Here is a 25,720-nt window from a genome sequence, read left to right as displayed (position 1 = left end):
AGTTACGATGCTTTTGGTTAAGATTCCATCATTCTATATTCTTTTTTCGTTACTATGAAAAAGTAGTGATTTTATATGATTTCTGTTGTTCAATTTTACATCATCAGCAATCATAAAAATCACAGTTATGAATATTGAAAGAACAGAATTTATAGCCTGGATGGAAAGAATCATGGAAAGATTCGACCTACTGAAAGAACAAATGGCAAAGAATCAATCCAGATTTATAGAAGTGGACGGAGAGCAGCTTCTGGATAACCAGGATGTTTTACAGCTTTTAAAAATAAGTTCCAGATCACTACAGCGGTACCGCACTGATAAAAAGCTGCCTTACTATACCATCAGCGGAAAGTTATATTATAAGCTTTCTGATGTCCATCAATTGATCCGGGAGTGCTTAAACTCTTAACAGTGATAAGACATCAACAGCCAAATCATTCATCACCATTCCCATCTTTACATGTTTCTGAATGAGCCTATACCTTCGTTCCATTAAATGAAATACAATGGAAGATGAATTGATAAACTCACAAGAAACCAATGAGCTCAAACTAGCAACAGACACATTACTTGTCCTGAACATTCATACCAACCAGATTGAAATGGTCAAAGGTATAGATAAAGATGGGAATCTGCAAAAGGTTGCTCCACAAGAAAAAAAGGATAATGAGCAGCTGATCAGAGTTGATAAGCACGGCGACCTATTCTCCAATTTCTTTTCCAACTTTTACCGGCAGCTTAAAAATCCTTTCCGATTCAATTTTTTCAAAGTCTCGGAATATGATGCTGTCAATACGGCCAAAGATCTTCAGAAGTATGTTGACCGGGCATTACCCGAAGAAATGGACAAACTGAAAGAATACGAAGTTTTGCCTAACAGTAACAACAATTCAAAAAATCAAAATACAATGGACAACAACACAGAAAATCAGGAATATCGTTTTCAGCCTGAACAGATCGACTGGAAAACGATGGAAAAATTCGGACTTAATCAGGAAAAGCTTGAAAAAATGAATGTGATGGATTCATTACTCAGAGGCTTTAAAACCAATACATTAATCCCCATTACTATTAATCTGGGAACGGCAGTAAGCAAGATGGATGTTAGATTATCCCTTCAAACAGGGGATACAGGGCAGGTTGCCGTTCATCTGCACGGTATCCGAAAAGAGCCGAACCTCAATAATAAATTCTTAGGTCATCAGTTCAGTGATGAAGACAAAAAGAACCTTAGAGAAACCGGGAATATGGGTAGGGTAGTAGATCTTGTCAATCCTAAAACAGATGAAATCATTCCATCAGTGATCAGCCGTGACCGTTTAACCAATGAATTGGTTGCCTATAGAGCAGAGTACATGAAAATCCCTGATGAAATTAAAGGGATACAACTGGATGAACATCAGAAACAAACCCTACTAGAAGGAGCACCATTGTACCTTGAAGGCATGACCTCTAAAAAAGGTGAACTTTTCGATGCCACTGTACAGTTCAATGCAGATAAGCGGTATGTGGAATTTTTATTCAACAATAACTAGGCACTCCAACAAAGTCAACAGCAGCATCATAACCAACAACAAACTCAGCCTACGGATAAAGAGGCACCCAGAGCATTCAGAGGAAAAGAGCTGGACGATTCACAATATGAAAAGTTCAAAGCCGGGCAAACCGTGTACGTTGACGGCCTTACCGATGCTAAAGGTAAAGCCTATCAAGGCTATATTACCTTCAATAAAGAAACCTTTAAAACCGATTTCTCCTTCACTCATCCTAATAAACTTAAAGAAGAGGTAAAACCTACAGAAGATCATAAGACCCAAACTGCGGTTAACACCCATGGTAAAACCAATGAAGCTACTAGAAATGTGAAGGAGCCTTTAGAATCAAAACAGCAGCAGCCTGCGAATAAGCAGCAAGAGGATCAGCAAAAAAAGGGTAGAAAACCAAGAGGACAAAAACTATAATAATCATCTAAATCCTTTATATGAAAGCAATCATCGCGGAAAAACCAAGTGTCGCAAGAGAAATCGCACAATTGTTAGGAGCACATGAAAAGAAAGATGGTTACCTATCCGGTAATGGCTATCGTGTCACCTGGGCATTAGGACATCTGATCGCATTAGGAATGCCGGAAGATTATGGTATAAGAGGTTTTAACAAAGCCTCTTTGCCTATCTTTCCAAACCCTTTTATTCTAACTCCCAAAAAATTAAAGAAAGCAAAAGGCTATGAGCCTGATCCTTCGGCTTTAAAACAACTCAACACTATAAAACAAGTCATCAATCAATGCAGCAGTATCATTGTAGCAACAGATGCAGGAAGGGAAGGAGAACTGATTTTCCGCTATATCTATCACTACATACAATGCAACAAACCCTTTGAAAGATTATGGATAAGCTCCCTTACCGAAAAGGCAATACAGGAGGGCTTCAGCAAACTTCAGCCAGGCTCAGCCTTTGACGGTTTGTATCAAGCAGTTAAAACCAGAAGCGAAGCAGACTGGCTAGTAGGAATCAATGCCACCCAGGCATTAACCATTGCCGGAAACCAAGATGTTTATTCATTAGGCAGAGTGCAGACTCCAACTCTTGCTTTAATCTGTCAAAGATTCCTGCAAAATCAAAACTTCACTAAGCAAAAGTACTTTCAAATCCAGCTGAGCCATAGAAAAGAATATACAGACTTCACCAGCCTTTCACTATTACAATGGGAAGAAAAAAAGCAGGCAGAACAAATCCAAAAATCCATAGAACGGGAGGGTAGGGCTTTTGTAGAAGATGTATCTATTACAACAGTGCAGGAACAGTCTCCGTTACTTTTTGACCTCACAGAATTACAGAAAGAAGCCAACAGAAAGCTAGGCTTTTCTGCCGATGAGGTTTTACAGATTGCTCAAAGCTTGTATGAAAAGAAATTCATTACCTATCCCAGAACCGGCAGCAAGTATATTCCCGAAGACTTATGGCCTGAAATTCCTGAACTGGTCAGAATTCTCAATGCAACCGATCAGTTCAAGCCAGCTATAACCTATATAAAATTTGGAAACTTTAATAAACGGATTGTGAACGATCTAAAAGTAACGGACCATCACGGTTTACTCATTACAACAAAAGTTCCTTCTGCGCTTACTGCAACGGAAAAAGCCATTTATGATATGATTGCTTACCGCTTATTGGAATCTCTATCCCATGCCTGTACAAAACAAGTCAGTCATATTATGATAAAAGTACACCATTATGAATTCCGGATCAAAGGCTCTACAATCCTAGAGAAAGGCTGGCGAGCCATCAAAGGAATCCTTTCTGACACTGAAGATTCAAAGAATGTTGACGAAGCCCTTACTGAACTTCCGAAACTCAAAATCGGAGATGAATTGAAGATCTCAAAAACCGACTTACTGGAAAAAGTAACACAACCTCCCAAACTTTATACAGAAGCTGATCTCTTATCAGCAATGGAAAATGCAGGCCGATCTATGGAGAACAAAGAAGAACAGAAAGCTCTATCCAATATAGGCATAGGAACCCCGGCTACAAGAGCTTCCATTATTGAAACCCTACTCCGCAGAAACTATATCACCAGAAAAAGCAAAACATTAATTCCTACAGATAAAGGATTACAAGTTTATAACCTTGTTAACGACAAAAAAATTGCCAATGTCCAAATGACCGCAGAATGGGAAATGGCATTAGATCGAATTGAAAAAGGTGAACTCAACAGAACCCAATTTATCAATGATATCCAAAATTACACAGCAGAAATCACCAGCGAACTTTTATCACTTCATATTCCCCAAGAAAATATTCCACAATTAATATGCCCCAAATGCCAGCAACACAATCTTATTATCAAGGATAAAATTGTCAAATGCCCAGATGAACAATGCAGTTGGATTCTCTTTAGAACTATATGTGGAATACAACTTAGTATTAAAGATCTTACTTTGTTATTAACTCAAAACAAAACATCACTCATCAAAAACATGAAAAACAAAAACGGTAAAAAGTTTGATGCGTTTATTATTCTAAAAAATGATTTTAGTACATCATTTGAATTTGAAAACAAAAATTAATTTCAAGAAAAATAATAATGTGAAGAAGCAGCAGACGAGCTGCTTCTTCATTTTACATTTTATCCAAGTCTAATCCCCTTTTTCGTGTTCGTGAGGTTTTAGCTTTGGATGCTTCGGCTGATTGGGAGGTGTTACCCTTCTTCTTCTGTCAGGTTCTCCATCCGGTTTTTTAGGCTTAGGCCCTGGCTTGATTGCTTTGATTGTATTCATAGATAGTACAATAAAGATTAATTAATAATTATTTTGATATCAAAACAGATTAATACCAGATCAAAAGTAAATTTTTGGTCATCATTTTCATTACGGAAATCCGTAATCATTGCTTTCCAGAAGGATTGACAAAACAATTTTGATTGCAACTATCTCCTTCTCGGTGCACTCCTTGTATGAGATCGAACATAAGTTCCATCTTTTCGCGTATAACCTTTAACATGTACTGAACCACCTGAATTTGATTGAGAACTGTAACTAGAGGATGATCTTACTGGTGAAGAAGAATACGATGAGGTTTTATAATAGCCGCTATAAGCTGTGTAGCTGGGTTTATAGGCCCACCCGTAATAATTTCCCCATTTAAGTTTGTTGTAATTTTTCTTACTAGCTTTTGAAGACAAGAAAACTTCCGTATCTTTAGGAATAATGGTAACTGATCTACTGCTGTCACTGCTGTAGTAAAGAGGTGTAGCTTCCTGTAGTCTAACAGTATAATAGTTTGTACATGAAATAACAGAGAGAAGTAATACCAGATAAAGTAATGATTTTTTCATTGCAGTTAATTTTATGTCTACAAATCTAAATGAACTTTAAAGGAACTAATTACGGTTTTCCGTAGTCTCAAAAATTCTACGTTAGTAATGTTTAAAATCTTGATTAACAAATAAAAAAAATTAAAACTATAGGAGACTCACTAAATAATTGCTACCTTACATTATCTCTTAAAGATTAAAACTAATGGCAATTGAAAAATCTACAGGTTATACTGAAACAGAAAGGATATTAGCAAAATTATGTGATGCTACTTTCTTAAAACTATGGTCTTATCCAAATCCTTACAAAGAAGATACAAAGGAATTGTGCGATTTAATGGCTGTCTTTGACAATAAGATTTTTTTATTTTTTGATCGTGAAAGCAGGAAATTTGATAATTTGGAAGGAGATATTAATGTGCAATGGAAACGCTGGCACAAAAATGTAATTGAAAACCAAATAAGAACAGCGGAAGGAGCAAGAAGATATGTACTTGAAAATCCCAATAAAATATATTTGGACAGTAAAAAAACAATACCTTTTCCTATACTGATACCTCATGAAAATCTAACTATATATAGTATTATTATTGCTCATGGAGCAGCGGAAGCTTGTTTGCGGCATTCACCCGAAAATATTAACGGAAGTCTTGCTGTAACTTACAGTAAAATGGGAAAATTAGGGCTTGATATTCCTTTTCTCGTGGAGCTTGATAGTAATAAACCTATTCATATTTTTGATACCTTTAATTTAGAAATCATTCTAAAAGAATTAGATACTGTATACGATTTTTCTGAATATCTTTCAGAGAAAGAGATGGCGTTAAAGCACTATGACAATATTACTTATTGCGGAGAAGAAGATCTGTTAGCTAATTACTTTCAAAACTTTGATTCGGTAAAGCAAAAACATTTTGTTGGAGTAATAGATGAAAAAGCAACCAGTATTATGATTTCCGAAGGTGGGTGGAACTCCTTTGAAAATTCAGCTTTGTACAAAAGGAGAAAAGAAGCAAATAAAATATCTGAGCTGTGGGATAATTTACTTCAATATACTACTCAAAATGCCTTAGATGAAACGCTTAAAGGAAATAGTAACATCTTTAAAGGTGAAAGCGCCATTTGTGAAATGGCCAAAGAACCTAGATTTTTTAGAAGAACGTTGTCTGATCTTATGACACGAGCTATAGAGGGATTTCCTGGAGATGGGACAACGCTTATGCGTAATTTATCTATTATGCCGTCCTTTTATAAAAATACAGTTTACGTTTTTTTACAATTACATGATCCCAGAAATAAGGATTACGATAATGAATATAGACCTAAAAGACAAGCGCTGCTGGAAATAGCCTGTGGTGTTACAAAAAACAAATTTCCTAGGTATGAAAAAATAATAGGGATTGCTATTGACGCTCCTAAATTTACCCAAACCAATTCTGAGGATTTCATTCTACTTAACGCAAAGGATTGGTCCGAAGACGATACTTTGTATTATTCGGATGCAAATAAAAACATTAATTTCTTAGAAACTAAAAAAATGGTTCGGGAAACATTAACTGTTAGGGATTTTCCAATTAACAATAATTTGAGCAGTCATAAAAAAGTTGGTAGAAATGATCGATGTCCTTGCGGCTCTGGAAAAAAGTATAAGAAATGCTGTATTGGTCTCAAGAAGTAATATCGTTGGTCTATAATCATTGGTACAAAGATGGTTTTTATTAAACACTTATCTATCTGTGTATTTAAGTATTATATAATTTTATCTTCCAAAAAAGAAACCGGTTTGCAACTTTTGTAAGGGGCTTACTATTAGCCTATTAATGTTTTTAGTACACTTATCAGCTTCTCTCTTTCCCTGCTTCCCGTCGTCGAAAACCTTACCAACGGAATTCCATACTTCTCTAAGATCTCATTTTTCATGACATCTCTTTCGGCTTGCCGACTTTCTATTTTATGATATTCATACCCATCAACTTCTATGGCCAATACAGGGTTTTTTCCCAGTTTATTGTAGATCAGAAAATCAAGATGTGTGGCATGATGTCTGGCGTAACGCTCTTCTTCAGGACTTAATCTGGAAAAATCTGACAGTAAATTTCTTAAAGGATGATGTAGAATAACATCATATTTAGAAAATTGTTCTTCAGATAAAACCTCCCTGATTAATACATACATGAGATTCTCACTGTCAAAAACAGATTTCTTTTTTTGATCCGATAAAAGTGTTCTTCTTTTTTCTTCATATCCTTTGTACAGGTAATCAAAAATAGAATGTACCTCACTGTTGATCGTGCTGAAATTATTGTAATCTATATAACGGATCAGATCTGAGATGTTCGTGTCAGTGTCATTTTCATTTCCGTTCACCAATAGAATCAGCTGATCTTTGGCTCTGGAAATGGCTACATTAAGTCGGTTGGGGTTGTCGGTGAATTCTGAGATTTCATTATCTACTGTGGAGAGAATGATCACATCATTTTCCCTTCCCTGAAATTTATCTACTGTATCAGCTTTGATATCTGTTCCTTGGAATGTTCTTTGTAGTGCTAAGGTCTGATTTCGGTAAGGGGTTACAATTCCCAGATTTACACCTTCCAGCTTTTGCTGGGGAATGATTTCCTGAATAATCACATCAATCTGCCGTTGATTCTCTCTTTGCCGGGCATGGTTGCCTTCAGTTGTTTTATAGACTAATAAAGGTTCTCTTTCTGTTTGTCCTTCCGAAAGAATAATCAACTGATCATTATAAAACTTACGGTTACAAAAATCGATGATTTTAGGATGGCAGCGATAATGTTCCTTTAACAGTGTTTTAGGTACCTTCGGAAATACTTCTGTTACGGAAGAAAGCAGGCTGTGATTGGAATAGCGATAAGGTTCCGGTATATCATAGTTTTTAAAAATCTGATCTGTATTTTCTGCTGTTTCAGAATCCACTACATTGGGGAGCTGTTTTAAATCTCCCACAATGACGGCCTGTTTTGCACAGGATAATGCGAGCACACCTGTTGCAAGATCCACCTGTGAAGATTCATCAACAATTACATAATCGTAGACTACATTTTCAGCAAGGCTTCTTCTTAAGGAGTACGTCGTACTCATAATGACGGGATAATCTTTAATAAATTCTTCTGAATTAAAACGAAGATCCCATTCAGTATATTCTAAACGTTCATTTCCTTTATATTTTTTGTAAAGTTTGTTTTTAAACAGCTGCATAGATCCTTCAGTATATTCTTTCATTTTATCATAGAAAGAAAAATGCTGTAACGTATTTTGAAGCTCTCGCTTTCTAAGCTCAAGCTCTGAAATTTTTACCCCATAGTATTTTGACTGAACAATCCTGATCATCTCTTCATACGATAAGGTATAAAAAATCTTATCTTTCACCCCATATAAGAAAGGAAATATCAGTTTTCGCCACCAGTAAAATCTTTTATCCGTTTTCTCATAATCTTCCAATGTAACCCATAATGAAAGAAGCTGATCTGAGCTGACATTTCTTTTAAAACGGATTTCGGTTGCCAATGCGATATTATCCGTAAAATGTTGATACTCTGTTTGGATCTTATCTATTTCCAGTGTAAGCAAAGCCAACTCATTCTTTAATTCCAACTTTTCAGCAAGTTCAGTAAAAAGAAGAGTAGTAGATTGAATAAGGGATTGTTCCTGTTCTTCCTTTAATCTAAAATCTGATAGATCCGGAATTTCAGTTTGAGCATCGATAAATTCTTTTTTATTCTGGCTGCTTCCCAACAATGCTGCTATAAAAGAAACCCCATTGCTCTCCAGCTTTTCAAAAACATTTTTTGTCGCCGAATTATTGCTTGAAACAACAGCCACACTCTGATCATTCATCACTGCATTGGCAATAATATTAAGAATAGTCTGGGTCTTTCCTGTTCCGGGAGGACCTTCTATAACACTTAGCGGGTTTGAAAATGCATGATCAACTCCTGTTTTCTGGCTCAGATTAAAACCAAAAGGAAAGATTTCAATAGGAGAGGCGTGGTAATTCTTATCAGGTTCTTTTCCATTAAGGAAATTGTAAAGAATAGATGTCTCAGGAATAAAACGGATACTCCCATAGCTATTGGCCAAAATATTATTGCCTTCCTCGGTCTTCAAACCAACACTTTCCGCAATCGCCTTTAGATAAGAAAAAATATTTCCTGCTCTCTCACTTTGAATAGCTGATCTTACGATTTTAATTCTACTTTGAGGATAAGAATAGGTTTTCTCACTGCTTTTATATTCCACAACACACTTATTACCCACAAAAGAATAAGATTCTATCTCATCAGTTCTGTCTTTGCCATCGATATGTATCGCTTGTTCTTTTAGCTTATATATAGGGGCTTTTTGCATAATAGGGATTAAATTCCAGATATTAATTCTTTAAGTTTTTGCATATTTGGGTCTTTCTCTATAGGGTTGATATCATTAAATGAATTCTTAGAAAGGGTTTCGTTTAATATTTTTACCTTTTGGAGCATTGGTACAACGTATTTTAGAAAATGGTTAAAATGTTCAGAAACATCTGAATACTTTGTTGCAAGTTTATAACCAGGTTTACCAGAATGGCTTACAATAAATAGTCCTTCATATCTTAGGTCTCTGATTAATATCCTTACTCTTTCACTTTTGATATTAGGAAAAAAATTATTGAGATAAATAAGCAGTTCAGTTGTTGAGACTAAACGATTAGGATTTAATTCTGATTGGAATCGTAGGTATTCTAGTAGTCTGGCTTTTTCTTTAGTTTTTTGAACATTGGTTGATTCTAAGAATTTCTGAATTAACTGATAGTTCATTCTCATGATTTGTCTGTCAAGTTCGGACTTGCCCTCTATTTCTTTGGTTATATAGCTTTCGAAAGGAAAATATGAAATTGAAGTTCTTGCATGCAAGAGATTGAACAATTCAATATATTGGTGATCAAAATGGCTTGTACAAAAGACCTTGCCCAAGCATCCTGAAATAAAATCTGCAATTTGTATGAGCTTTTCATCTTTATCATCAAAAATTTCAAAGCTTCTGTCCTGATTAAATAAATCACGGTTAATGCTTTTTTCCCTAACATAATCTTGCAGTTCCTGCTTAAACTCTTCACCTACTTTATCAGCATTGATAGAATAACTTTCATAGATTTTATTATATTTTTCTACAAATAATGACTGGAAATATTTATAAAAAGTTCTTTTGATTTTTAAACCTTCTCCAAAAAGTTTTGATTTATCGACTACCATGATGTCAATAACAAAATCCAATCTTTCAACAAATTCAATTAGAATATCTTTTCTCTTTTTAAAATTTTTGTTCTTGATATTACTGGATTTAAGATTTTCTCCAAGTCTATATTTTATACATATATCTTTCAATACTTTTCTTGCTTTTTCAATATCTGTATCTTTTATAATTATGGAGGTGTAAATAAAATGTGAAAATGTTCCTTCTTTCGAAAGATCAAGGTGTGCATTTCCAAATTCGTCGATAAAAATTTTGGCTGGAATCATCAGTTAAATTAAGTTTATAATCTGTCTGATAGTAAAGTTACGGAATACTATTTTGAAAATAGATAGCTAATTTAATTTTACAGTTCTAATCATGTATTTACAAAAATCTTAATGCTTCGGATTTTTTGAAAAGTCACTTTTTAAAATTTTATTTTCCCTGTTGTTTCTTAGGTGGTTTTAATCTGGGTGTGTTTCCAGGTGTTTTCTTGTCATCACGTTGATCTTCTTCTCCGGTGATTTTGCAATTCTTTTTGGTCCTCTCTTAAGGGCCATAGTATTTATGTTTTAAATCGTTTAGTGTCATGAAATTAATAAATTTTACTAAGTAAAACTGTAAATACAGTTAGTTTAATTCTATAAATATTGGTATTTTTAACAAAACTATTAACTATGTATATTTCTGGATTATCCATTAGAAATTTCCGTAATTTTAAATCAGCACATTTTAAATTTACTGAAGGAATAAATACAATAATAGGAGAAAATGGGTCAGGCAAAACCAATCTCTTTTATGCACTTCGAATACTTATTGATGATTCATTGCCAAGATATATTAATTTTAATTCAAACGATTTCAACCGGGGAATTGGCAATTGGGCGGGACATTGGATCGTTATAACAGTTTTTTTTGAAGGATTAGATGCAAGTGAAGAAGCACAAGCTTTGGCTGTACAATCCACTGGACATATGAATACTTCTTCTAAAGGTAGTTATTCGGTATATTTTCGACCTAAATATCAATTTAGAAAAGAGTTGCATGACTATTCGATTTTAGCCGAAAAAGATTTAGAAGGACTAGAGCTACTCTTAGATAAAATTACAATAGCCGATTATGAAGTAGTTTATTTAAGTCGTGGTTCCGGTGATTTTAATGATGATGATACTTATTATGGAATGCGCCGTGCTAAAAAAGAAGGCAGATTAATGGGAAGGGCGCCTTACGGCTATGCTAACAAAATAACGGAGAACGGAAAGAAGTATATAACTCTGAAGGAACCAGAAGCTTCTAACATGAGATGGGCATTTAACGAAATGTCAAAAGGCGTATATTCAGCGAGTCAGATAATGGATATGATGAACAGAAAGGAAGGAAAATCAGTTAAGATAAGTGCTTTTCTAGCAAGTTTACGCAATACGGCATATTGTGGGAAAATTTACGTGGAGCAATTCAATGAAGAGGAGGCCCATTTTGTTAAAAGTATTCATGAACCTCTGATCAGTGAAGAACTATTCGAAAAAGTTCAATGTATAATGGATGGAAATGTGAATCCAGCCAGACCCAATGTAAAAGTATTATCTGACGATAATTTACCATTAAGAGGTTTCCTAGTTTGTTCGGATTGCGGTCATTTGATCACAGGTAGTGCATCTACGGGACGTTCCGGAAATAAGTATTATTACTACCATTGCCAGTCTCCGTGTTCATACCGGTACAAATCTGAGATTATTAATTCAAAATTTTTAGAGCTATTGCAGTCATTGGAAATGCGCGCATCTATAAAAAACTATTTAAAAAAGGTGTTGAAACAAAATTTTGAAAAATTAATTAATAATCCCCAAAAGGAAAGGAAAGCAATTCTATTAGAGATAGATCGTTTAAACAGCAGGTTAAAACAGGCAAGAAATAAACTGATGGAAGGGGTAATTGATGATGATGATTATTTTGAAATTAAAGCCGAATGTAAAGGGCAAATTGAAAAGCTCGAAGCTAAATTAACTAAAGGAAAAGATAATAAAAAAATTGATTTTTTAAAACTACTAGACCAAGCATTATCGAACCTGGTAGATCTTGCGAAAGTCTATACTGACGGGGATATTGACGTGAAACGCAAAATAATTGGTTCGATATTTCCTCAAAAATTGCAATTTTCAAAAAATCATTATCGAACCACCAAACCTAATGTTCTATTGTCTTATATCTATCAGATAAACAATGAGTTAGGAGTGAAAAAAACCGGAAAGAAAGTGAATTATCACGTCTTTCCGGTCTTGTACCCAGAGCCGGGATCGAACCGGCACGCCTTGCGGCATTGGTGTTTGAGACCAACGCGTCTACCAATTCCGCCATCTGGGCTTGCCTTAAATTGGTGTGCAAATATAGAAACTTTTTTTACTATTTAAAAACTTTTTGTGGATTTTTCTTAAAATTCCAGCTCCAGGCCGTCATAGGCAAGATGCATTCCCGGTGGAAGTTGTTTATCCTCAATATTATGCAGCCCCAGGTGGTGGCTGATATGGGTTAAAAATAATTTCTTGGGCTTTAGTTCTTCGTACAGCCTGATAACGTCCGGAAGGATGAAATGGGCAGGATGGGGATCAAATTTCCTGATACAGTTTAAGATCAGTACATCCAGGCCCTTTAATTTTTCTTTTTCCGTATCCGAAATAAAATTGGCATCCGTGATATAAGCCAGTTTTTTAAACTTATAACCAAAAACGGTGATTTTATAATGGATCACTTCAATAGGGGTGATCTCCGTATCCAGGATCAGAAACGGCCTATTTTCTATTTCATGCAGCTCAAAAGCGGGAGCTCCCGGATATCTGATCTCTGTAAAAGCGTAAGGGAAGCGGTTCTTGATTTCATGGGCTACCCGCTGATAGCAGAAAACAGGCATATCTTTTCCGCTTTTAAAGATCAGGGGGCGCATATCATCGAGTCCTATAATGTGATCATTATGCTCATGGGTAAGCAAAGTGATGTCTACGGCATGCTCATGGTTCAGAAGCATTTGCTGCCTGAAATCGGGACCACAGTCTATGAGTATTTTTTTATTCTCTTCTGTAGTCACCATCACAGAAGATCGGAATCGTTTGTCCTTGGGATTTTCGGAAGTACATACCTCACAGGCACAGCCAATAACAGGCACACCCTGGGAAGTACCGGTTCCTAAAAATTTCAACTTCATTTTGTTTTGAGGTTGGTATTAATTTTGGTAAATTTACACAAAAATTTAATGTCCTAATGTATCAGAAACTAACTCCTAAACAAAAAGCATTAACAATTAATCTAGATCCTACTATTTATGGTACTTTCGCGGAAATTGGAGCAGGGCAGGAGACTGTTCGATATTTTTTTAGAGCAGGTGGAGCTTCCGGTACAATCGCCAAGGCAATGTCTGCTTACGACAAAGATTTTAGTGATGCCATCTACGGAAAAGAAGTAAAAAACAGATATGTTACCCAAAACAGGCTTCGTAAAATGCTTCGCTATGAAGTAGCATTGATCGAAGAGAGAATTTCCAGAGAGAACAATCCTGACCGGAAGTTTTTCTCTTATGCCAATACGGTGACAACCATTAATTTTGATAAGACCATTAAAGGACATGGCTGGGTGGGAATCCGTTTCCAGGTGAAAGAAAATGAAGATTATAATGAAATTGTGATCCACGTTAAATTCAAGGAAAATGATGCTACCTTACAGCAGGAGACATTAGGAAACCTGGGAGTGAACCTTATTTTCGGGGCTTTTAACTATTACGACAACCCGAGGACCCTGATCGAGTCCTTGTATGATGATATTGCCAAAGACAACCTTGAAATTGATATGATTGATTTCAGCGGACCCGCCTTTGCGTATGTAGATAACAGGCTAATGTCCCTTCAGCTGGTGAAGAACGGAATGACAGATGCCGTAATTTTTAATTCGGAGGGAAATAATATGCTTCCGGCAGACGTTTTATATAAAAAGAACATCTTTGCTATAAGAGGAAGCTTCAGACCTGTAACCAAGGTGAATATCGATATGCTTCAGAATGGTATCGATATGTTTCTCAAAGATGCAATATGTACCCAGGAAGAAACGGAGATCCTGATCGAAATCACCATCTCCAACCTGAGAGCGGACGGAGATATTGATGAAAGGGACTTCCTGGACAGGGTAGATATTCTCGGAAAGCTGGGATATACGGTAATTGTTTCCAATTTTTCCGAATATTACAGGCTGATCGATTATTTTGCCTCATATACAAACGGTAATATCGGTGTTGCCATGGGGGTAAATAACCTTTTGATGGTATTTGATGAGAAATATTATAAAGACCTGTCGGGAGGTATCCTGGAGGCATTCGGTAAATTTTTCAGGAACGGGATGAGGGTATACCTGTATCCCTATAAAGATCCTGAAACCCATGAGCTGCTTGACTCTTCAAACCTTAAGGTGGAAGAGAACCTGAAAGAGCTTTATAAATATTTCAAGCATAATAACCGTATCGTAGATATTAAGAACTATAATCCCGAATTTTTGGAAATTTATTCCAGGGAAATTCTAAGAAAAATCGCATGTGGCATCAAAGGATGGGAATCCCAGGTTCCGGAAGGTGTTGCGGAAATGATAAAAGAACGTGGAATGTTCGGATATAAAGAAGAGCTTTCCTTAAAACAATTCTCTTAAATAATAAGATCATGCTGGAATTAAAGAAAAGACTATCTTCCATTCTTGAAAGTCCGAAACATAATACTGAAGAAAAACTTCAGAAGGTTTGCCATTTGCTGGACCAGGAGATTCCTTATTTCAACTGGACTGGATTCTATTTTAAAAACGGGGATAAGGATGAGCTGATTTTGGGCCCGTATGTTGGTGCCCCTACAGACCATACTATTATTCCCTACGGAAAAGGAATATGCGGTCAGGTAGCTGTTTCTAACGAAACTTTTATCGTTCCGGATGTACAGCTGCAGGATAATTACCTGAGCTGCTCGATTGATACAAAAGCCGAGATTGTAGTTCCGATTTTTAAAAACGGAGAAAATATCGGTCAGATTGATATTGATTCCCATACGCTGGACCCTTTTACAAAAGAAGATCTTGAGATGCTGGAATGGCTCTGCCATGAAGTTTCCAAAATTTTATAAGGGGTGATCCCGTTTCTTATCCGGTTCCCGAATGGATCCCGGACAGGAAGTTCTTGAAATAATCCCCGCATTTGGCTATATGGGTGCCATACCAGGAAAAAGCTTCCCCATCAACGATAATGATCTGCTTTTCCGGATAAAAAGCCTTCAGCTTCTCAATATGCTTTTCTTTGAAAGGAAAAGGCTCCGAGGAAAGCATTATAATGTCCGTGTCTGCAAGATCTTCAACAGTGATTTCGGGATAACGTGAGGTATGACCGAAACTGTTCCTGAAACCGATCTCGGTAAGGATATGATGGATAAATGTATCTGAACCTACTGTCATATAAGGCTTTTTCCAGATGAGGTAGACCGCTTTTATCTGTGATTTGATCTTAGCCTGCGCCAGAACCTCATAAATCTTAAGATTGTAGGCCTGGGCTTTATCTTCCCTATTAAAGATTTTTCCCAGATTCTTAAGCAGGTAATAATTATCTTCTACCGTTTCAACATGGGTGACCATTACTTTGAAGTCTTCCATTAAAGCCTCCACCTGCTCTCTGACGTTTTCCTCCTTATTGGCAAGGATCAGGTCGGGTTTCAGGCTCTTGATTTTTTCAATATTCAGGTTTTTTGTTCCACCGATTACGGGTACCTGCCTGATCTTGTCTTCAGGATGAATACAGAATTTTGTTCTTCCTATGATTTCTTTTTCAGTCAATCCCAAATCAAATAAAGCTTCTGTGATAGAAGGAACCAGAGAAATAACTTTCATGTTTTAGACTTTGCCTAAAATTACAAAAGTTTTCCGGTAAGGAAAAGCCCGGCCACAGAGAAGTAGATGATTAATCCCGTAACGTCCACCAGAGTAGCCACAAAAGGGGCAGAAGAGGTGGCAGGGTCAAGCTTTAGTTTTTTCAGAATAAATGGAACCATGGAACCGGAAAGCGTTCCCCACAGTACGATCATCACTAAGGAAACCCCTACACTCAGGCCTACGAATGGCCAATAAACACCATAATTGAAGAAACCTGCCTCATGCCAGATCATGATCCTGAAAAAGCCGATAATACCTAAAATACCACCGAGCAGCAGGCCGGTGAAAATTTCTTTTCTCATCACATACCACCAATCCTTTAACCCGATCTCCTGCAGTGCCATGGCCCGGATAATAAGGGTGGCTGCCTGGGAACCGGAATTTCCTCCACTGGAAATGATCAGCGGTACAAATAAGGCCAGAACAACAGCTTTCTGGATCTCATCTTCAAAATATCCCATGGCAGAAGCGGTCAGCATTTCAGAGAAAAAAAGAATGATCAGCCACATACCCCTTTTTTTTACCATTTCAAGAAGAGAGGTCTGGGTATACGGCACATCCAGGGCTTCAAGACCCCCGAATTTCTGAATATCCTCAGTATTCTGCTGCTCGATCTGGTCAAGAATATCATCAATGGTTACGATCCCTACCAGAACTCCCGCTTCCGTAATGATCGGAAGGGCGGTTCTGTCATATTTTTCAAAATACGTTACGGCATCCTCTTTGGAGGTGGTGGTAGTGATCGCAACGAAGTGATTATCTGTGATCTCGGAAACCAGAGTATCTTCTTCTGCCAGCAGTAAACTTCCCAGGGCTATATCATCAATCAGGCGGTTTCTTTCATCCACTACATACAGGTGGTTCATGGTTTCTACCTTCTTGCCTACCTTTTTGATCTGCTGAAGGCATCTTTTTACAGTCCATTCCTTACGGATCTGGATGTAGTAAGGAGTCATCAGACGGGCAATGGAATCCGAATCGTATCCGAGAAGTTTCAAGGCGATCCTCCTTTCCTGAGGATTGAGATGATTGATGGAATATTTGATAAGCTCATCCGGAAAATCTTCAAACAGGGCGGTCCTGTCATCAGGGGTCATGGCATTCAGGATCTCTGAAACGTCGTCACTTCCGATACTCCTGATGGTTTCTTCCTGGAAGTCCGGATCGAGGTGGGAAAAAACTTCAGCTTTATATTCTTTAGGAACCTTCAAAAATGCCAATAGCCTTTCATCAGCGGGAAGTCCACTGAGTGTTTCGGCGATATCGGCAGGATTAAAGATAAGTTCGTCTGTAGAATTCAAAACGTGAAATTTTTGATTATGCAAAAATAATTCAAAATTTTAAGATTAGGCAATAATGAAAAAAAATTAAGGATTAATTAAAGTTTTTCTCCGGACCCGGCTAAAAAAAGCATCCGTTGAAAAAACGGATGCTCAAAAAATTAAATTTAAAATTACATAAAGCTATTGGTTTTAAGCCTCAATACATGCCTGAGGTACGCATATTCCGTTGCAGCACCAGGCCCCGAAACATTGGGAATGACTGCTGCATCTCTTCAGAGCTCCGCCGTTGATCGCTTTTTGCTCATTTCTGCTGAGTTTTTTTAAATTTGAATTTTTCATAGTAATTTAGATTTTGAAGCAATACTAAATTAAAAAAAAATTTTTAATTATTCGCTGTGCGGTGAAATTATTTGGAGGCCCGGAAGAAATTCCTTTCGTCAATATTTTTGTGGCCGATCTCAGAAGGCACCTAAAAACCATCTTCTTCCGATGGCTTGATCTTTCTCAGCTTTTTCAGGATGCTCTTGATGGCACCGTTGGTACCTATTTTGATAAAATTCTCCGTAGATCCCAGAAGACGCATGTTTTTCCGGTAGGTATCATAATCACTTTCTGTAACAAGATTTCCTTCAGCATCGAAAAGCTTCATGCTTACTACAACCTGGTTTGAAAAAACATATTTTCCTATTCCCACTTTGAAATATTTTACCTTCGGAACCACAGCAAAATCTGCATCATTGTAGATGCAATAATCGGAAATGGTCTTTTTGTCTATGCTGTCAAGCGGGATCTTCATTTCGGCCCTCAGCATCTTATTCCTCTTATATCTGCTCATATTATCTGAAACCGCACTAAAGAAAGCATGATTGGTGGGTTCCTTTATTTCTTCGATGTCGGGCTCCACATCAGGATTGAAATAGAGAATCTTTTTTACTTTGTTGTCGGCATTTTTCTGTGCTTTCACTGAAGCCACGCCGGTGAATAAAAAAGAAATCAGAATAGTTAAAAATATGAATTTTCTCATTTGTAATTTGAGTGCAAAAGTACTGCCTTTTCATTGGATGTCATACAGTTCATTAAGAAATTTTTAACATTTTTTTCTATTGAATTTGATAAATGAAATCAATAATGCTTGCAGAATCAAAAAATAGTCGTAATTTTGCAGCCGTTACATAATAATCATTTAAATAATATTGGAATGTACTTGACTACAGAAAAAAAGCAGGAAATTTTCGCAAAGCACGGAAAATCTGCACAGGACACTGGAAGTGCTGAAGGACAGATTGCACTTTTCACTTACAGAATCAACCACCTTTCTGCTCACTTGAAGAGCAACCACAAAGATTATAATACAGAAAGATCTTTGGTGAAACTGGTAGGTAAAAGAAAAAGATTACTAGATTATCTTAAAAACAAAGATATCGAAAGATACAGAGCAATTATTGCTGAACTAGGTTTAAGAAAATAATCTATAAAGATTTTCAGATAAAGCAACTTCGGAAGAAGTTGCTTTTTTTTATTCCTTAATTTTATTGTTTCCGATCTTTCCGAGATGGGTATTCTGAAAATGGTCCGGATATTTTAATCCATACCCTAAGATCCTGTCAAAAGCGGAGTGGGCAAACAAAATAGTTCCCGCCATGCTCAGATATGGAAGAGAAATGATAATTCCTGTCAGATAGAGAACAATCGCAATGCCCAGGTGATGAAAGAGATTGTAGCAAAATGCTCCCACTTTATTGTTGACGGCATAGCCCAGCATGGAAATGTCCGGTGCCAGGAATAACCCGATGAACCACCACCATGAAAATCCCGTTCTTTCAAAAGCGATGATTCCTAACAACAGAAACGCCACATATTCGAGCTGTAATTGTGTTTTCATTGATATTTTGTATTTTACGATCATTCGTTTGCTTAAAAAGATAATCTTTTTTATTGAAACTTACCGTATAAAAATAAGATTTTTGAGATTAAAAATTTAAAAAACCATCAGAATGCATTACCTTTGCAAACGAAAATTTAAAGAGTTTAAATATTAATCGTACTCAATACGGAGTACATAGAGACAATTTTTTTATGAGTATACCTCAAGCGTTTACAGAAACGATTACTCTGGCAGACGGCAGAGAAATCATTATTGAAACGGGGAAATTGGCAAAACAAGCCGACGGAGCCGTAGTTGTAAAAAGTGGCGGAACAATGCTTTTAGCGACCGTTGTAGCTGCCAAAGAAGCAAATCCTGGTGTAGATTTCCTGCCATTAACGGTAGATTACAGAGAAAAGTTCTATGCAGGTGGAAGAATTCCCGGGAATTTCTTCCGTAGAGAAGCAAAGCCTTCCGATGATGAAGTTCTTACCATGAGACTGGTGGACAGGGTTCTGCGACCACTTTTCCCTGAAGACTTCCACGCGGAAGTGCAGGTGATGATTTCGCTGATCTCTTATGATAAAGAAGTAATGCCTGAAGCTTTGGCCGGTCTGGCAGCCTCAGCAGCAATTGCGATCACGGATATCCCTTTCAACGGGCCCATGTCTGAAGTAAGAGTGATAAGGGTGGACGGAGAACTGTCCGTAAACCCAAGTTATGAAAATTTATTAAAAGCCGATATCGACATTATGGTTGGAGCCACTAAAGACTCCATCGTAATGGTAGAAGGAGAGATGAAAGAGATCTCTGAGCAGGAAATGCTGGAAGCCATCCAGTTTGCTCATGCCGAAATCAAAAAACAGATCGAAGCTCAGGAAAGACTGGCCGAAAAAGTAGGCAAAGCTTTCCCTAAAAGAGAATATAACCACGAAGAACATGATGAGGAAATTCGTGCCAAGGTTTGGAATGAGTGCTACAATAAAGTGTATGAAGTAGCAAAAACGCCTTCCAACAAGGAAGAAAGGCATGAAAAGTTCAAAGCCATTCTTGATGAATTCCTGGCCCAATACGCTGAAGATGAAGAGGAGCTGGAAAGAGTGACCCCTTTTGCTAAAATCTACTACCATGATGTGGAGAAAGAAGCAATGCGTCAGATGATCCTTGAAGAAAACATCCGTCTTGACGGCCGTGATCCGAAAACCATCCGTCCGATCTGGTCTGAGATCGATTACCTGCCGGGAGCGCACGGTTCCGCAATCTTTACAAGAGGGGAAACCCAATCCCTTACCGCTGTAACTTTAGGCTCTATCAAAGATGCCAATATGATCGACAGCGTTATTACCCAACATGACGAAAAATTCTTCCTGCACTATAACTTCCCTCCGTTCTCAACAGGAGAAGCAAGACCTTTGAGAGGAACTTCAAGAAGAGAGGTAGGGCATGGAAACCTGGCCCAGAGAGCTTTAACGGCCGTTATTCCGCAGGATAACCCATACACCATCAGAATTGTTTCTGATATTCTGGAATCAAACGGTTCATCTTCTATGGCTACTGTGTGTGCGGGAACGCTGGCATTGATGGATGCAGGGGTGCAGATCACGAGACCTGTTTCAGGAATTGCCATGGGACTGATCACTGATAAAAAATCAGGGAAATGGACTGTACTTTCAGATATCCTGGGAGATGAAGACCATCTTGGAGATATGGACTTTAAAGTAACGGGAACTGCGGAAGGTATTACAGCCTGCCAGATGGATATTAAGATCCAGGGGCTTTCCATGGATATTATGGAAAAAGCTTTAATGCAGGCAAGAGACGGTAGATTACATATTTTAAATAAGATCACGGAAACCATCGCAGAACCAAGAGCAGATGTGAAGCCACATGCTCCGAAAATGGTGGTGATGGAGATTCCGAAAGACTTTATCGGTGCAGTGATCGGGCCTGGAGGAAAAATCATCCAGCAGTTGCAGAAAGATACGGATACAGTTATCGCGATTGAAGAAATTGGAGAAATCGGGCGTATTGAGATCGCCGGAACAGACAGAACGAAGATCAATGAAGCAGTTGCGAAGATCAACGAAATTACTTTTGTGCCGGTAGTAGGAGAAGTTTACAATGGTAAGGTGGTAAAGGTAATGGATTTCGGTGCATTTGTTCAGCTGGCGAAAGGAACAGAAGGTCTTCTTCATATTTCGGAGATCGAATGGAAGCGTCTGGATAAGGTTCCGTATAAAGAAGGTGATGAAGTAGAGGTGAAATTCATGGGATATGATGACCGTAAGAAAATGAAGCTTTCCCGTAAAGTACTTTTGCCGAGACCTCCGAAACCGGAATCAAAACCAAAACCGGAAGGACAGGCTAAGCCAGAAAACGGAAAACCTGTGCAAAATCAGAACCCTCCGGCAGAAGCATAAGATCTTTCTTATATAGATATAAAAATCCTCCAATCAACCGGAGGATTTTTGCTTCTAATATTTATTGCCCCTTTAAAATAGCCGGAATTTAGCAATAGAGCCTTTCTCTGATTTCCACCAGGATTTTTTCTGTCTTATCCGGATCCGGATAATCCGGAAGCGTGGAGATGGCATGAAAGTGGTCAATAGATTGTATCAGCTTCTCAGCTTTCTGTATTACTGCTTCGTATGGCAAGTTTCCCGCCTTGATTTCTAACAGCTCGTCCCGATTGTCTACACGGGTCTGAAGTGAACCTGTCTTAAAGATATGTTCACAGGATTGCAAAAGCCGTATCGTATGCATCATATTTTTGCTGTCATAATTCTGTCCGTGCTGCCGGTTAACATTGTAGCGGTCTTCATTCCTTTCAGAGACCCATTTCCAGTATTCCCTGAACTCCCTGCAATAAGCAGAGTAGGCATCCAGGTTACAAAACAGATAGGCCAGAGGCTTTTCATCCCTTGGAATGGAAGATACCGAAACCTGGTTAGCATCCTCATGCTGGATGATTCCTTTATAACCGTAAGTTCCCGTGCCATCGTAAAAAACGGCAAATATCCCTTTGGTATTGCTGATATTCACCAGTCCGCATTTTTCCTGTACTTTTCCATTCTCGGAAAGCCATCTTTTGAATGGAACGGAACCATGATCTTTAAGAATATAGCAAAAGTCCAGAATTGATTTTCTTTCCTTTTCCACCGGATTAAGGATCTTTTTGTTCAGCCCTTTCGCTTTTTTGATCTGGGAAACCGCATAGCCCGCAAAAGTATCTTTGCACAGCCTGGAAAGAAAATTTTCGGGTTTCAGCAAATCCATCAGGGGATTTTTATGCAAAAGGCAGTCTTCCGGGCTGGCCAGGATTTCCAGAATATTGGGATTGTTCTTTTGTAGAAGCTCTATAAACCTTCCTATTTCATAATAGGTAGTATCGTTTGTTTCATCAGAGATCTGGGGAATATAATTTAATCCGTAAAATTTCTCTTTCGGCAAATAATATACTCCCCGGATATCCGTATCCGAGTTTTCCGTGGCAAGCCCGAAAGCCCGGCTTCCGGAGACGACTTCGAAGAGAATGAGTTTTTTATCTTTCAGTGTCGGGATTGTCATGCGTATTTTTAATTTCGTTATAAAAACAATTAACAGATTACGGCTTATCAGTTGTCCTGTTACAAATATATTTAGTTTAATGGGAGATTAAGGTTTCCGCAACTTTTAATTATTATGTTTCCATCAATATATCTCTGAAAACCCTTTCCATCCTGCTTTTATCCGCCTTTCCTCCAGCCAGCCCTTTAGACCTTTTTTCATTGTCTGTAACCATATCCTCCAGAAACCCGAAAAGCTCCCAATCGTTCGGATGCAGGTAGGATTCCCCTTTTGTTGCTTTTATGGTTATGAGGCTTTCTATCTTAGCTCTTGTAAGATCATCTACAAGGACCAGCAGTTCACTGAACAGCACCGGCGGAACGCTACCTTTTTCAAGTATCCATTTTCCGGTAAGGGCAGTTCTCAGGCAGTAAAAATAGCTTTTCAGCTTTACTTCTTCGGTCCTGCAGGCATCCAGGTATTTCTTGCTCATACTTAGGTAATGATAGGATACGGCTACCGGAGAGAAACAGCTATCTGCCAGAGGCTTGAACAGCTCTGTAAATCTTTTGTTTTCCTGATATACTACAGGAGAGTAGAACCAGCTCAGCAATGCTGCATTCGATTTTAATAAAAGATGAAATGTCTTCCGGAGGTCCCAGCCGGAACCATCCAGGTCATCTTCTGTCATAAATTCTATGGTTTCATCCTTATCCCATGGAGAAAGGTACCAGTCTTTTTCATGGCGGTATATGAAGCGTATGTCATAATCGCTGTCAGGAGAAGCAAAGCCCAGGCCCTGCTTCCCGATTCTACGGCAAGAAGTATCTCTACGTTCTTCGAGGTCTCAATCTCTTTAAGTTTTTTAAGTATTTTTGATGTCATTGTTTATTATTTGATACAAAATAAAAGCAGATTTGCGCAGTATTTTTGCGCAGATAATTTTTTTACGGGAATATTGAAAAAAATGTCACTCTGAAAGTACTCAGAATGACATTATCGGAGGAGGAAGAATCCGAACCTGTGTACACAGACAGGGATTTTTGGCCAGGAGCGGAAAGTAATGTTGCTTTTACCTGGCTGAGCTACTGCCTCCGCCTTTATGAAAGGTTTTCATAGCCTTTAAGGAACCGGTCATTAGTTTATTTTTTTAGTTCATGCATTTCTGAATTTTTTCTTTTTCTTCCAGGGTGCGTTCTTCTTTACATCCCCAGCCATAATACATCCGTAAGGCATTACTTCATCCAGCACTTCGCAAAGTCCGTATTCCTCTATCTGTGCTCTTACGTTCTTTGCGCTTTTATAGGCGCTTGGCAACTCGGAGATATCAATTTCATTGGAGAAAAAACGAACGTCCAGACCCCGCGTCTCTTCATTGAAAATTTCTTCGATGGTTTTATGGGCCAATGATCGTTTATGCTGGCTTCTGCTGAAATTTCTTCCCGCACCGTGGGGAGCAAAACCTAAATTTCTTTCATTGGTTGTTCCCTGAACGATCAGCACCGGCTCTGCCATATTTAAAGGAATCAGCCTTGGACCTGTAATATCAGGCATGAATTTATCATCCAGCGGGGTAGCGCCTTTGGCATGGTAAAACAGATCTCCGTCTCTGAACACAAAGTTGTGCTCATTCCAGTATCTGTCCAGCTTCCCGACTTCAAGCCTGCTTAAAACCGCATCATGGATGGAAGTATGGTTTTCCTTAGTCCATTGTCTTATCAGCTGAAGAGCTTCCCAATAGGCTTTTCCTTCTTCCGTATCATAAGGGATCCATGCGTTTTCCTTTAGGGTTTCAGGTGAAATCTCCATTCTGAATCTGTTCGCAACCTTCATCCCTTTATCATATAAAGCAGCTCCCGGAGCTCTTGAGCCGTGATGGGTCACCAGCATGGTATTTCCGGTGTTTTTAGAAATCCCCACGAACAGGAAATGGTTGCCATCACCCTGAGTACCCATATGCGAACGGGCAATGCTGATCAGCCTTTCATCATTCAGAAATTGATTCTCTCTGAAAGCGTCCATCAGTTCTAAAGACATGGGCATCTGCTCACCTCTGGGCCTTCCTCCGTATCCGAAATGGGTCACCGAATGAGCTGCGTCCAGCATTGCCTTAGGATCGGTCTTTCCGAAATCTGTCAGCATGACAGAACAGCAGATGTCGGCACTGTGAAAGCCGGGATGGATGGCATTTTTGGCTACCACAACCCCGCCAACAGGGATATTTCCTTCAGGACCCGTAGGACAGGCATCAGGCATCAGAGCCCCTCCGATCAGGGTTGGGGTTTTCATCAGCACCTGCATAGTTCTGATTACTTTTTCTACATTGTCATATTCACTCTCATGCTCGGCCCTGATATTGATGACAAAATCTTTAGGACTTTCATGAAGCGGGATCAGTTCCGGCTGTTTGAACCGGCCAAGATATTCTCTGATCTGGTTTTCATCCAGATTGTTTTCGTTGATATAAGCAATCGCCTCCTTAAACCATTTTGCAGGTCTGAATCCAAGTTCGATTAAGTGATTTCCGTTAAATTCCATTTTTTTCATTTTGATGATGCAAAGTAAAAAGGCAATTGCGCAATATTTTTGCGCAGGTAAAATTTTTTTTTGATATTTTTACGGAATTAAATCAATGACAGTACAGAACCATTTAAACACCTGAAATCTGATCTTATGAATATATTGCCTGAACAATGGGAAAATTATCCTGAAACCATCCGGTTCAACGACGTCATAACGTACATCGATAAAAACTACGATTTTACTCCGACAAAGTTTGTAAACGGAAAAATAGTGAATGAGGCTAACCAGAATAACGGCTCCTGTAAAATTTTCAGTTTTGCACAGCTGAACCATCTGTCTGAAGAAAAGACATTACTTCTTTTTGGTGAATTTTACAGGGAAGATGTCCTGAAGCATCCTGATGCCACAGATCATCAGAACATCAGGAATTTTATGGTATCGGGCTGGAACGGGATCCGCTTTGAAGGTGATCCTCTGAAGAAAAAGTGAAGCCGGTGATATCCTGTTCGGGTAAATGGTTGCC

General features: G+C 38.2%; 21 protein-coding genes, 1 tRNA gene and 2 pseudogenes. 11 read left to right on the top strand and 13 right to left on the bottom strand.

The window, feature by feature from the left end; genetic code table 11:
* The first annotated feature begins 127 nt into the window (after nt 1-127).
* The 4 genes from ABMQ40_RS05080 to ABMQ40_RS05070 all read left to right on the top strand — a co-directional run bounded on the left by ABMQ40_RS05080 (nt 128) and on the right by ABMQ40_RS05070 (nt 4,069).
* Nucleotides 128-409, top strand: coding sequence for a helix-turn-helix domain-containing protein (locus ABMQ40_RS05080; protein WP_042719841.1), 282 nt, complete (start codon nt 128-130; stop codon nt 407-409).
* Nucleotides 410-506: 97 nt separating this feature from the next.
* Nucleotides 507-1,535, top strand: a complete 1,029-nt coding sequence (locus ABMQ40_RS05075; protein WP_442340151.1) for a DUF3945 domain-containing protein — start codon at nt 507-509, stop codon at nt 1,533-1,535.
* A 90-nt stretch (nt 1,536-1,625) separates the two neighbouring features.
* Nucleotides 1,626-1,961, top strand: coding sequence for a DUF3945 domain-containing protein (locus ABMQ40_RS16715; RefSeq protein ID WP_442340153.1), 336 nt, complete (start codon nt 1,626-1,628; stop codon nt 1,959-1,961).
* 20 nt (nt 1,962-1,981) lie between these two features.
* Complete coding sequence (locus ABMQ40_RS05070) at nt 1,982-4,069, top strand: type IA DNA topoisomerase (RefSeq protein WP_370897195.1); 2,088 nt, start codon at nt 1,982-1,984, stop codon at nt 4,067-4,069.
* Between the two features lie 69 nt (nt 4,070-4,138).
* Here ABMQ40_RS05070 and ABMQ40_RS05065 read toward each other — a convergent pair whose 3' ends face one another.
* The gene (locus ABMQ40_RS05065) at nt 4,139-4,279 is read right to left on the bottom strand and encodes a hypothetical protein (protein ID WP_370897193.1); all 141 of its coding nucleotides are present in this window, start codon (nt 4,277-4,279) and stop codon (nt 4,139-4,141) included.
* Between the two features lie 741 nt (nt 4,280-5,020).
* On the opposite strand from ABMQ40_RS05065, the gene ABMQ40_RS05060 reads away from it, so the two are divergent.
* A complete protein-coding gene (locus ABMQ40_RS05060) occupies nt 5,021-6,493 on the top strand; it encodes an SEC-C metal-binding domain-containing protein (RefSeq protein WP_370897191.1) in 1,473 nt (490 codons plus the stop codon).
* A 131-nt stretch (nt 6,494-6,624) separates the two neighbouring features.
* On the opposite strand, the gene ABMQ40_RS05055 is transcribed toward ABMQ40_RS05060, so the two are convergent.
* The gene (locus ABMQ40_RS05055; protein ID WP_370897189.1) at nt 6,625-9,183 is read right to left on the bottom strand and encodes a DEAD/DEAH box helicase; all 2,559 of its coding nucleotides are present in this window, start codon (nt 9,181-9,183) and stop codon (nt 6,625-6,627) included.
* Between the two features lie 8 nt (nt 9,184-9,191).
* Nucleotides 9,192-10,331, bottom strand: coding sequence for a DUF3800 domain-containing protein (locus ABMQ40_RS05050; RefSeq protein ID WP_370897187.1), 1,140 nt, complete (start codon nt 10,329-10,331; stop codon nt 9,192-9,194).
* Between the two features lie 390 nt (nt 10,332-10,721).
* Between ABMQ40_RS05050 and ABMQ40_RS05045 the strand changes: the two are divergent.
* A pseudogene (locus ABMQ40_RS05045) lies at nt 10,722-12,068 on the top strand (AAA family ATPase); the annotation flags it as partial.
* 255 nt (nt 12,069-12,323) lie between these two features.
* Here ABMQ40_RS05045 and ABMQ40_RS05040 read toward each other — a convergent pair.
* Both ABMQ40_RS05040 and ABMQ40_RS05035 read right to left on the bottom strand, forming a co-directional pair.
* Nucleotides 12,324-12,405, bottom strand: a tRNA-Leu gene (locus tag ABMQ40_RS05040).
* A gap of 67 nt (nt 12,406-12,472) precedes the next feature.
* Nucleotides 12,473-13,240 (bottom strand): MBL fold metallo-hydrolase, encoded by a 768-nt coding sequence (locus ABMQ40_RS05035; RefSeq protein WP_370897185.1) that lies wholly within the window; start codon nt 13,238-13,240, stop codon nt 12,473-12,475.
* Between the two features lie 56 nt (nt 13,241-13,296).
* On the opposite strand from ABMQ40_RS05035, the gene ABMQ40_RS05030 reads away from it, so the two are divergent.
* Both ABMQ40_RS05030 and ABMQ40_RS05025 read left to right on the top strand, forming a co-directional pair.
* Nucleotides 13,297-14,724, top strand: coding sequence for a TonB-dependent receptor (locus ABMQ40_RS05030; RefSeq protein WP_370897183.1), 1,428 nt, complete (start codon nt 13,297-13,299; stop codon nt 14,722-14,724).
* Between the two features lie 11 nt (nt 14,725-14,735).
* Nucleotides 14,736-15,185: an XrtF-associated fRMsr-like GAF protein gene (locus ABMQ40_RS05025; RefSeq protein WP_370897181.1), complete on the top strand. Its 450-nt coding sequence runs from the start codon at nt 14,736-14,738 to the stop codon at nt 15,183-15,185.
* Between the two features lie 16 nt (nt 15,186-15,201).
* Here the strand turns inward: ABMQ40_RS05025 and ABMQ40_RS05020 are convergent, their stop codons facing one another.
* From ABMQ40_RS05020 to ABMQ40_RS05005, 4 genes are all read right to left on the bottom strand, one after another.
* On the bottom strand, nt 15,202-15,939 hold the full coding sequence (locus ABMQ40_RS05020) for an ABC transporter substrate-binding protein (RefSeq protein ID WP_370897178.1): 738 nt from the start codon (nt 15,937-15,939) through the stop codon (nt 15,202-15,204).
* 20 nt (nt 15,940-15,959) lie between these two features.
* Nucleotides 15,960-17,306: a magnesium transporter gene (gene mgtE, locus ABMQ40_RS05015; protein WP_370897176.1), complete on the bottom strand. Its 1,347-nt coding sequence runs from the start codon at nt 17,304-17,306 to the stop codon at nt 15,960-15,962.
* A 147-nt stretch (nt 17,307-17,453) separates the two neighbouring features.
* Nucleotides 17,454-17,603: a bacteriocin-like protein gene (locus ABMQ40_RS05010; RefSeq protein ID WP_370897174.1), complete on the bottom strand. Its 150-nt coding sequence runs from the start codon at nt 17,601-17,603 to the stop codon at nt 17,454-17,456.
* Nucleotides 17,604-17,733: 130 nt separating this feature from the next.
* Nucleotides 17,734-18,288: a pyruvate decarboxylase gene (locus ABMQ40_RS05005; RefSeq protein ID WP_370897172.1), complete on the bottom strand. Its 555-nt coding sequence runs from the start codon at nt 18,286-18,288 to the stop codon at nt 17,734-17,736.
* 174 nt (nt 18,289-18,462) lie between these two features.
* Here ABMQ40_RS05005 and rpsO point away from each other — a divergent pair, with 174 nt between their 5' ends.
* The gene (gene rpsO / locus ABMQ40_RS05000) at nt 18,463-18,732 is read left to right on the top strand and encodes a 30S ribosomal protein S15 (protein WP_370897170.1); all 270 of its coding nucleotides are present in this window, start codon (nt 18,463-18,465) and stop codon (nt 18,730-18,732) included.
* 48 nt (nt 18,733-18,780) lie between these two features.
* On the opposite strand, the gene ABMQ40_RS04995 is transcribed toward rpsO, so the two are convergent.
* On the bottom strand, nt 18,781-19,146 hold the full coding sequence (locus ABMQ40_RS04995) for a DUF4260 domain-containing protein (protein ID WP_370897168.1): 366 nt from the start codon (nt 19,144-19,146) through the stop codon (nt 18,781-18,783).
* A gap of 194 nt (nt 19,147-19,340) precedes the next feature.
* On the opposite strand from ABMQ40_RS04995, the gene ABMQ40_RS04990 reads away from it, so the two are divergent.
* Nucleotides 19,341-21,548, top strand: a complete 2,208-nt coding sequence (locus ABMQ40_RS04990; RefSeq protein ID WP_370897166.1) for a polyribonucleotide nucleotidyltransferase — start codon at nt 19,341-19,343, stop codon at nt 21,546-21,548.
* An 88-nt stretch (nt 21,549-21,636) separates the two neighbouring features.
* On the opposite strand, the gene ABMQ40_RS04985 is transcribed toward ABMQ40_RS04990, so the two are convergent.
* The 3 genes and pseudogenes from ABMQ40_RS04985 to ABMQ40_RS04975 all read right to left on the bottom strand — a co-directional run bounded on the left by ABMQ40_RS04985 (nt 21,637) and on the right by ABMQ40_RS04975 (nt 25,212).
* Nucleotides 21,637-22,695, bottom strand: coding sequence for a nucleotidyltransferase domain-containing protein (locus tag ABMQ40_RS04985; protein ID WP_370897164.1), 1,059 nt, complete (start codon nt 22,693-22,695; stop codon nt 21,637-21,639).
* Between the two features lie 112 nt (nt 22,696-22,807).
* Nucleotides 22,808-23,559, bottom strand: a pseudogene (locus ABMQ40_RS04980) (nucleotidyltransferase domain-containing protein).
* Nucleotides 23,560-23,829: 270 nt separating this feature from the next.
* Complete coding sequence (locus ABMQ40_RS04975) at nt 23,830-25,212, bottom strand: RtcB family protein (RefSeq protein WP_370897162.1); 1,383 nt, start codon at nt 25,210-25,212, stop codon at nt 23,830-23,832.
* Nucleotides 25,213-25,347: 135 nt separating this feature from the next.
* Between ABMQ40_RS04975 and ABMQ40_RS04970 the strand changes: the two genes are divergently transcribed.
* Entirely contained in the window at nt 25,348-25,686 is a 339-nt protein-coding gene (locus ABMQ40_RS04970) for a HopJ type III effector protein (RefSeq protein ID WP_370897160.1), read from the top strand.
* Nucleotides 25,687-25,720 lie beyond the last annotated feature (34 nt).

The sequence above is a fragment of the Chryseobacterium gossypii genome, from assembly GCF_041361455.1.
In the GTDB taxonomy this organism is placed as follows: Bacteria; Bacteroidota; Bacteroidia; order Flavobacteriales; family Weeksellaceae; genus Chryseobacterium; species Chryseobacterium gossypii.
Note: the sequence above shows the minus strand (reverse complement) of the source record. Positions and strands in the feature narration are given on the sequence as shown.

What these genes read in the sequence shown, in the direction of transcription:
- ABMQ40_RS05055 (WP_370897189.1), bottom strand. Translation starts at nt 9,183, where the DNA reads ATGCAAAAAGCCCCTATATATAAGCTAAAAGAACAAGCGATACATATC.
- ABMQ40_RS05020 (WP_370897178.1), bottom strand. Translation starts at nt 15,939, where the DNA reads ATGAAAGTTATTTCTCTGGTTCCTTCTATCACAGAAGCTTTATTTGAT.
- ABMQ40_RS05050 (WP_370897187.1), bottom strand. Translation starts at nt 10,331, where the DNA reads ATGATTCCAGCCAAAATTTTTATCGACGAATTTGGAAATGCACACCTT.
- ABMQ40_RS05010 (WP_370897174.1), bottom strand. Translation starts at nt 17,603, where the DNA reads ATGAAAAATTCAAATTTAAAAAAACTCAGCAGAAATGAGCAAAAAGCG.
- ABMQ40_RS05025 (WP_370897181.1), top strand. Translation starts at nt 14,736, where the DNA reads ATGCTGGAATTAAAGAAAAGACTATCTTCCATTCTTGAAAGTCCGAAA.
- ABMQ40_RS05070 (WP_370897195.1), top strand. Translation starts at nt 1,982, where the DNA reads ATGAAAGCAATCATCGCGGAAAAACCAAGTGTCGCAAGAGAAATCGCA.
- ABMQ40_RS05030 (WP_370897183.1), top strand. Translation starts at nt 13,297, where the DNA reads ATGTATCAGAAACTAACTCCTAAACAAAAAGCATTAACAATTAATCTA.
- ABMQ40_RS05060 (WP_370897191.1), top strand. Translation starts at nt 5,021, where the DNA reads ATGGCAATTGAAAAATCTACAGGTTATACTGAAACAGAAAGGATATTA.
- rpsO (WP_370897170.1), top strand. Translation starts at nt 18,463, where the DNA reads ATGTACTTGACTACAGAAAAAAAGCAGGAAATTTTCGCAAAGCACGGA.
- ABMQ40_RS05080 (WP_042719841.1), top strand. Translation starts at nt 128, where the DNA reads ATGAATATTGAAAGAACAGAATTTATAGCCTGGATGGAAAGAATCATG.
- ABMQ40_RS04985 (WP_370897164.1), bottom strand. Translation starts at nt 22,695, where the DNA reads ATGACAATCCCGACACTGAAAGATAAAAAACTCATTCTCTTCGAAGTC.
- ABMQ40_RS04995 (WP_370897168.1), bottom strand. Translation starts at nt 19,146, where the DNA reads ATGAAAACACAATTACAGCTCGAATATGTGGCGTTTCTGTTGTTAGGA.
- ABMQ40_RS04975 (WP_370897162.1), bottom strand. Translation starts at nt 25,212, where the DNA reads ATGGAATTTAACGGAAATCACTTAATCGAACTTGGATTCAGACCTGCA.
- ABMQ40_RS05005 (WP_370897172.1), bottom strand. Translation starts at nt 18,288, where the DNA reads ATGAGAAAATTCATATTTTTAACTATTCTGATTTCTTTTTTATTCACC.
- ABMQ40_RS04990 (WP_370897166.1), top strand. Translation starts at nt 19,341, where the DNA reads ATGAGTATACCTCAAGCGTTTACAGAAACGATTACTCTGGCAGACGGC.
- ABMQ40_RS05075 (WP_442340151.1), top strand. Translation starts at nt 507, where the DNA reads ATGGAAGATGAATTGATAAACTCACAAGAAACCAATGAGCTCAAACTA.
- ABMQ40_RS05065 (WP_370897193.1), bottom strand. Translation starts at nt 4,279, where the DNA reads ATGAATACAATCAAAGCAATCAAGCCAGGGCCTAAGCCTAAAAAACCG.
- ABMQ40_RS04970 (WP_370897160.1), top strand. Translation starts at nt 25,348, where the DNA reads ATGAATATATTGCCTGAACAATGGGAAAATTATCCTGAAACCATCCGG.
- ABMQ40_RS05035 (WP_370897185.1), bottom strand. Translation starts at nt 13,240, where the DNA reads ATGAAGTTGAAATTTTTAGGAACCGGTACTTCCCAGGGTGTGCCTGTT.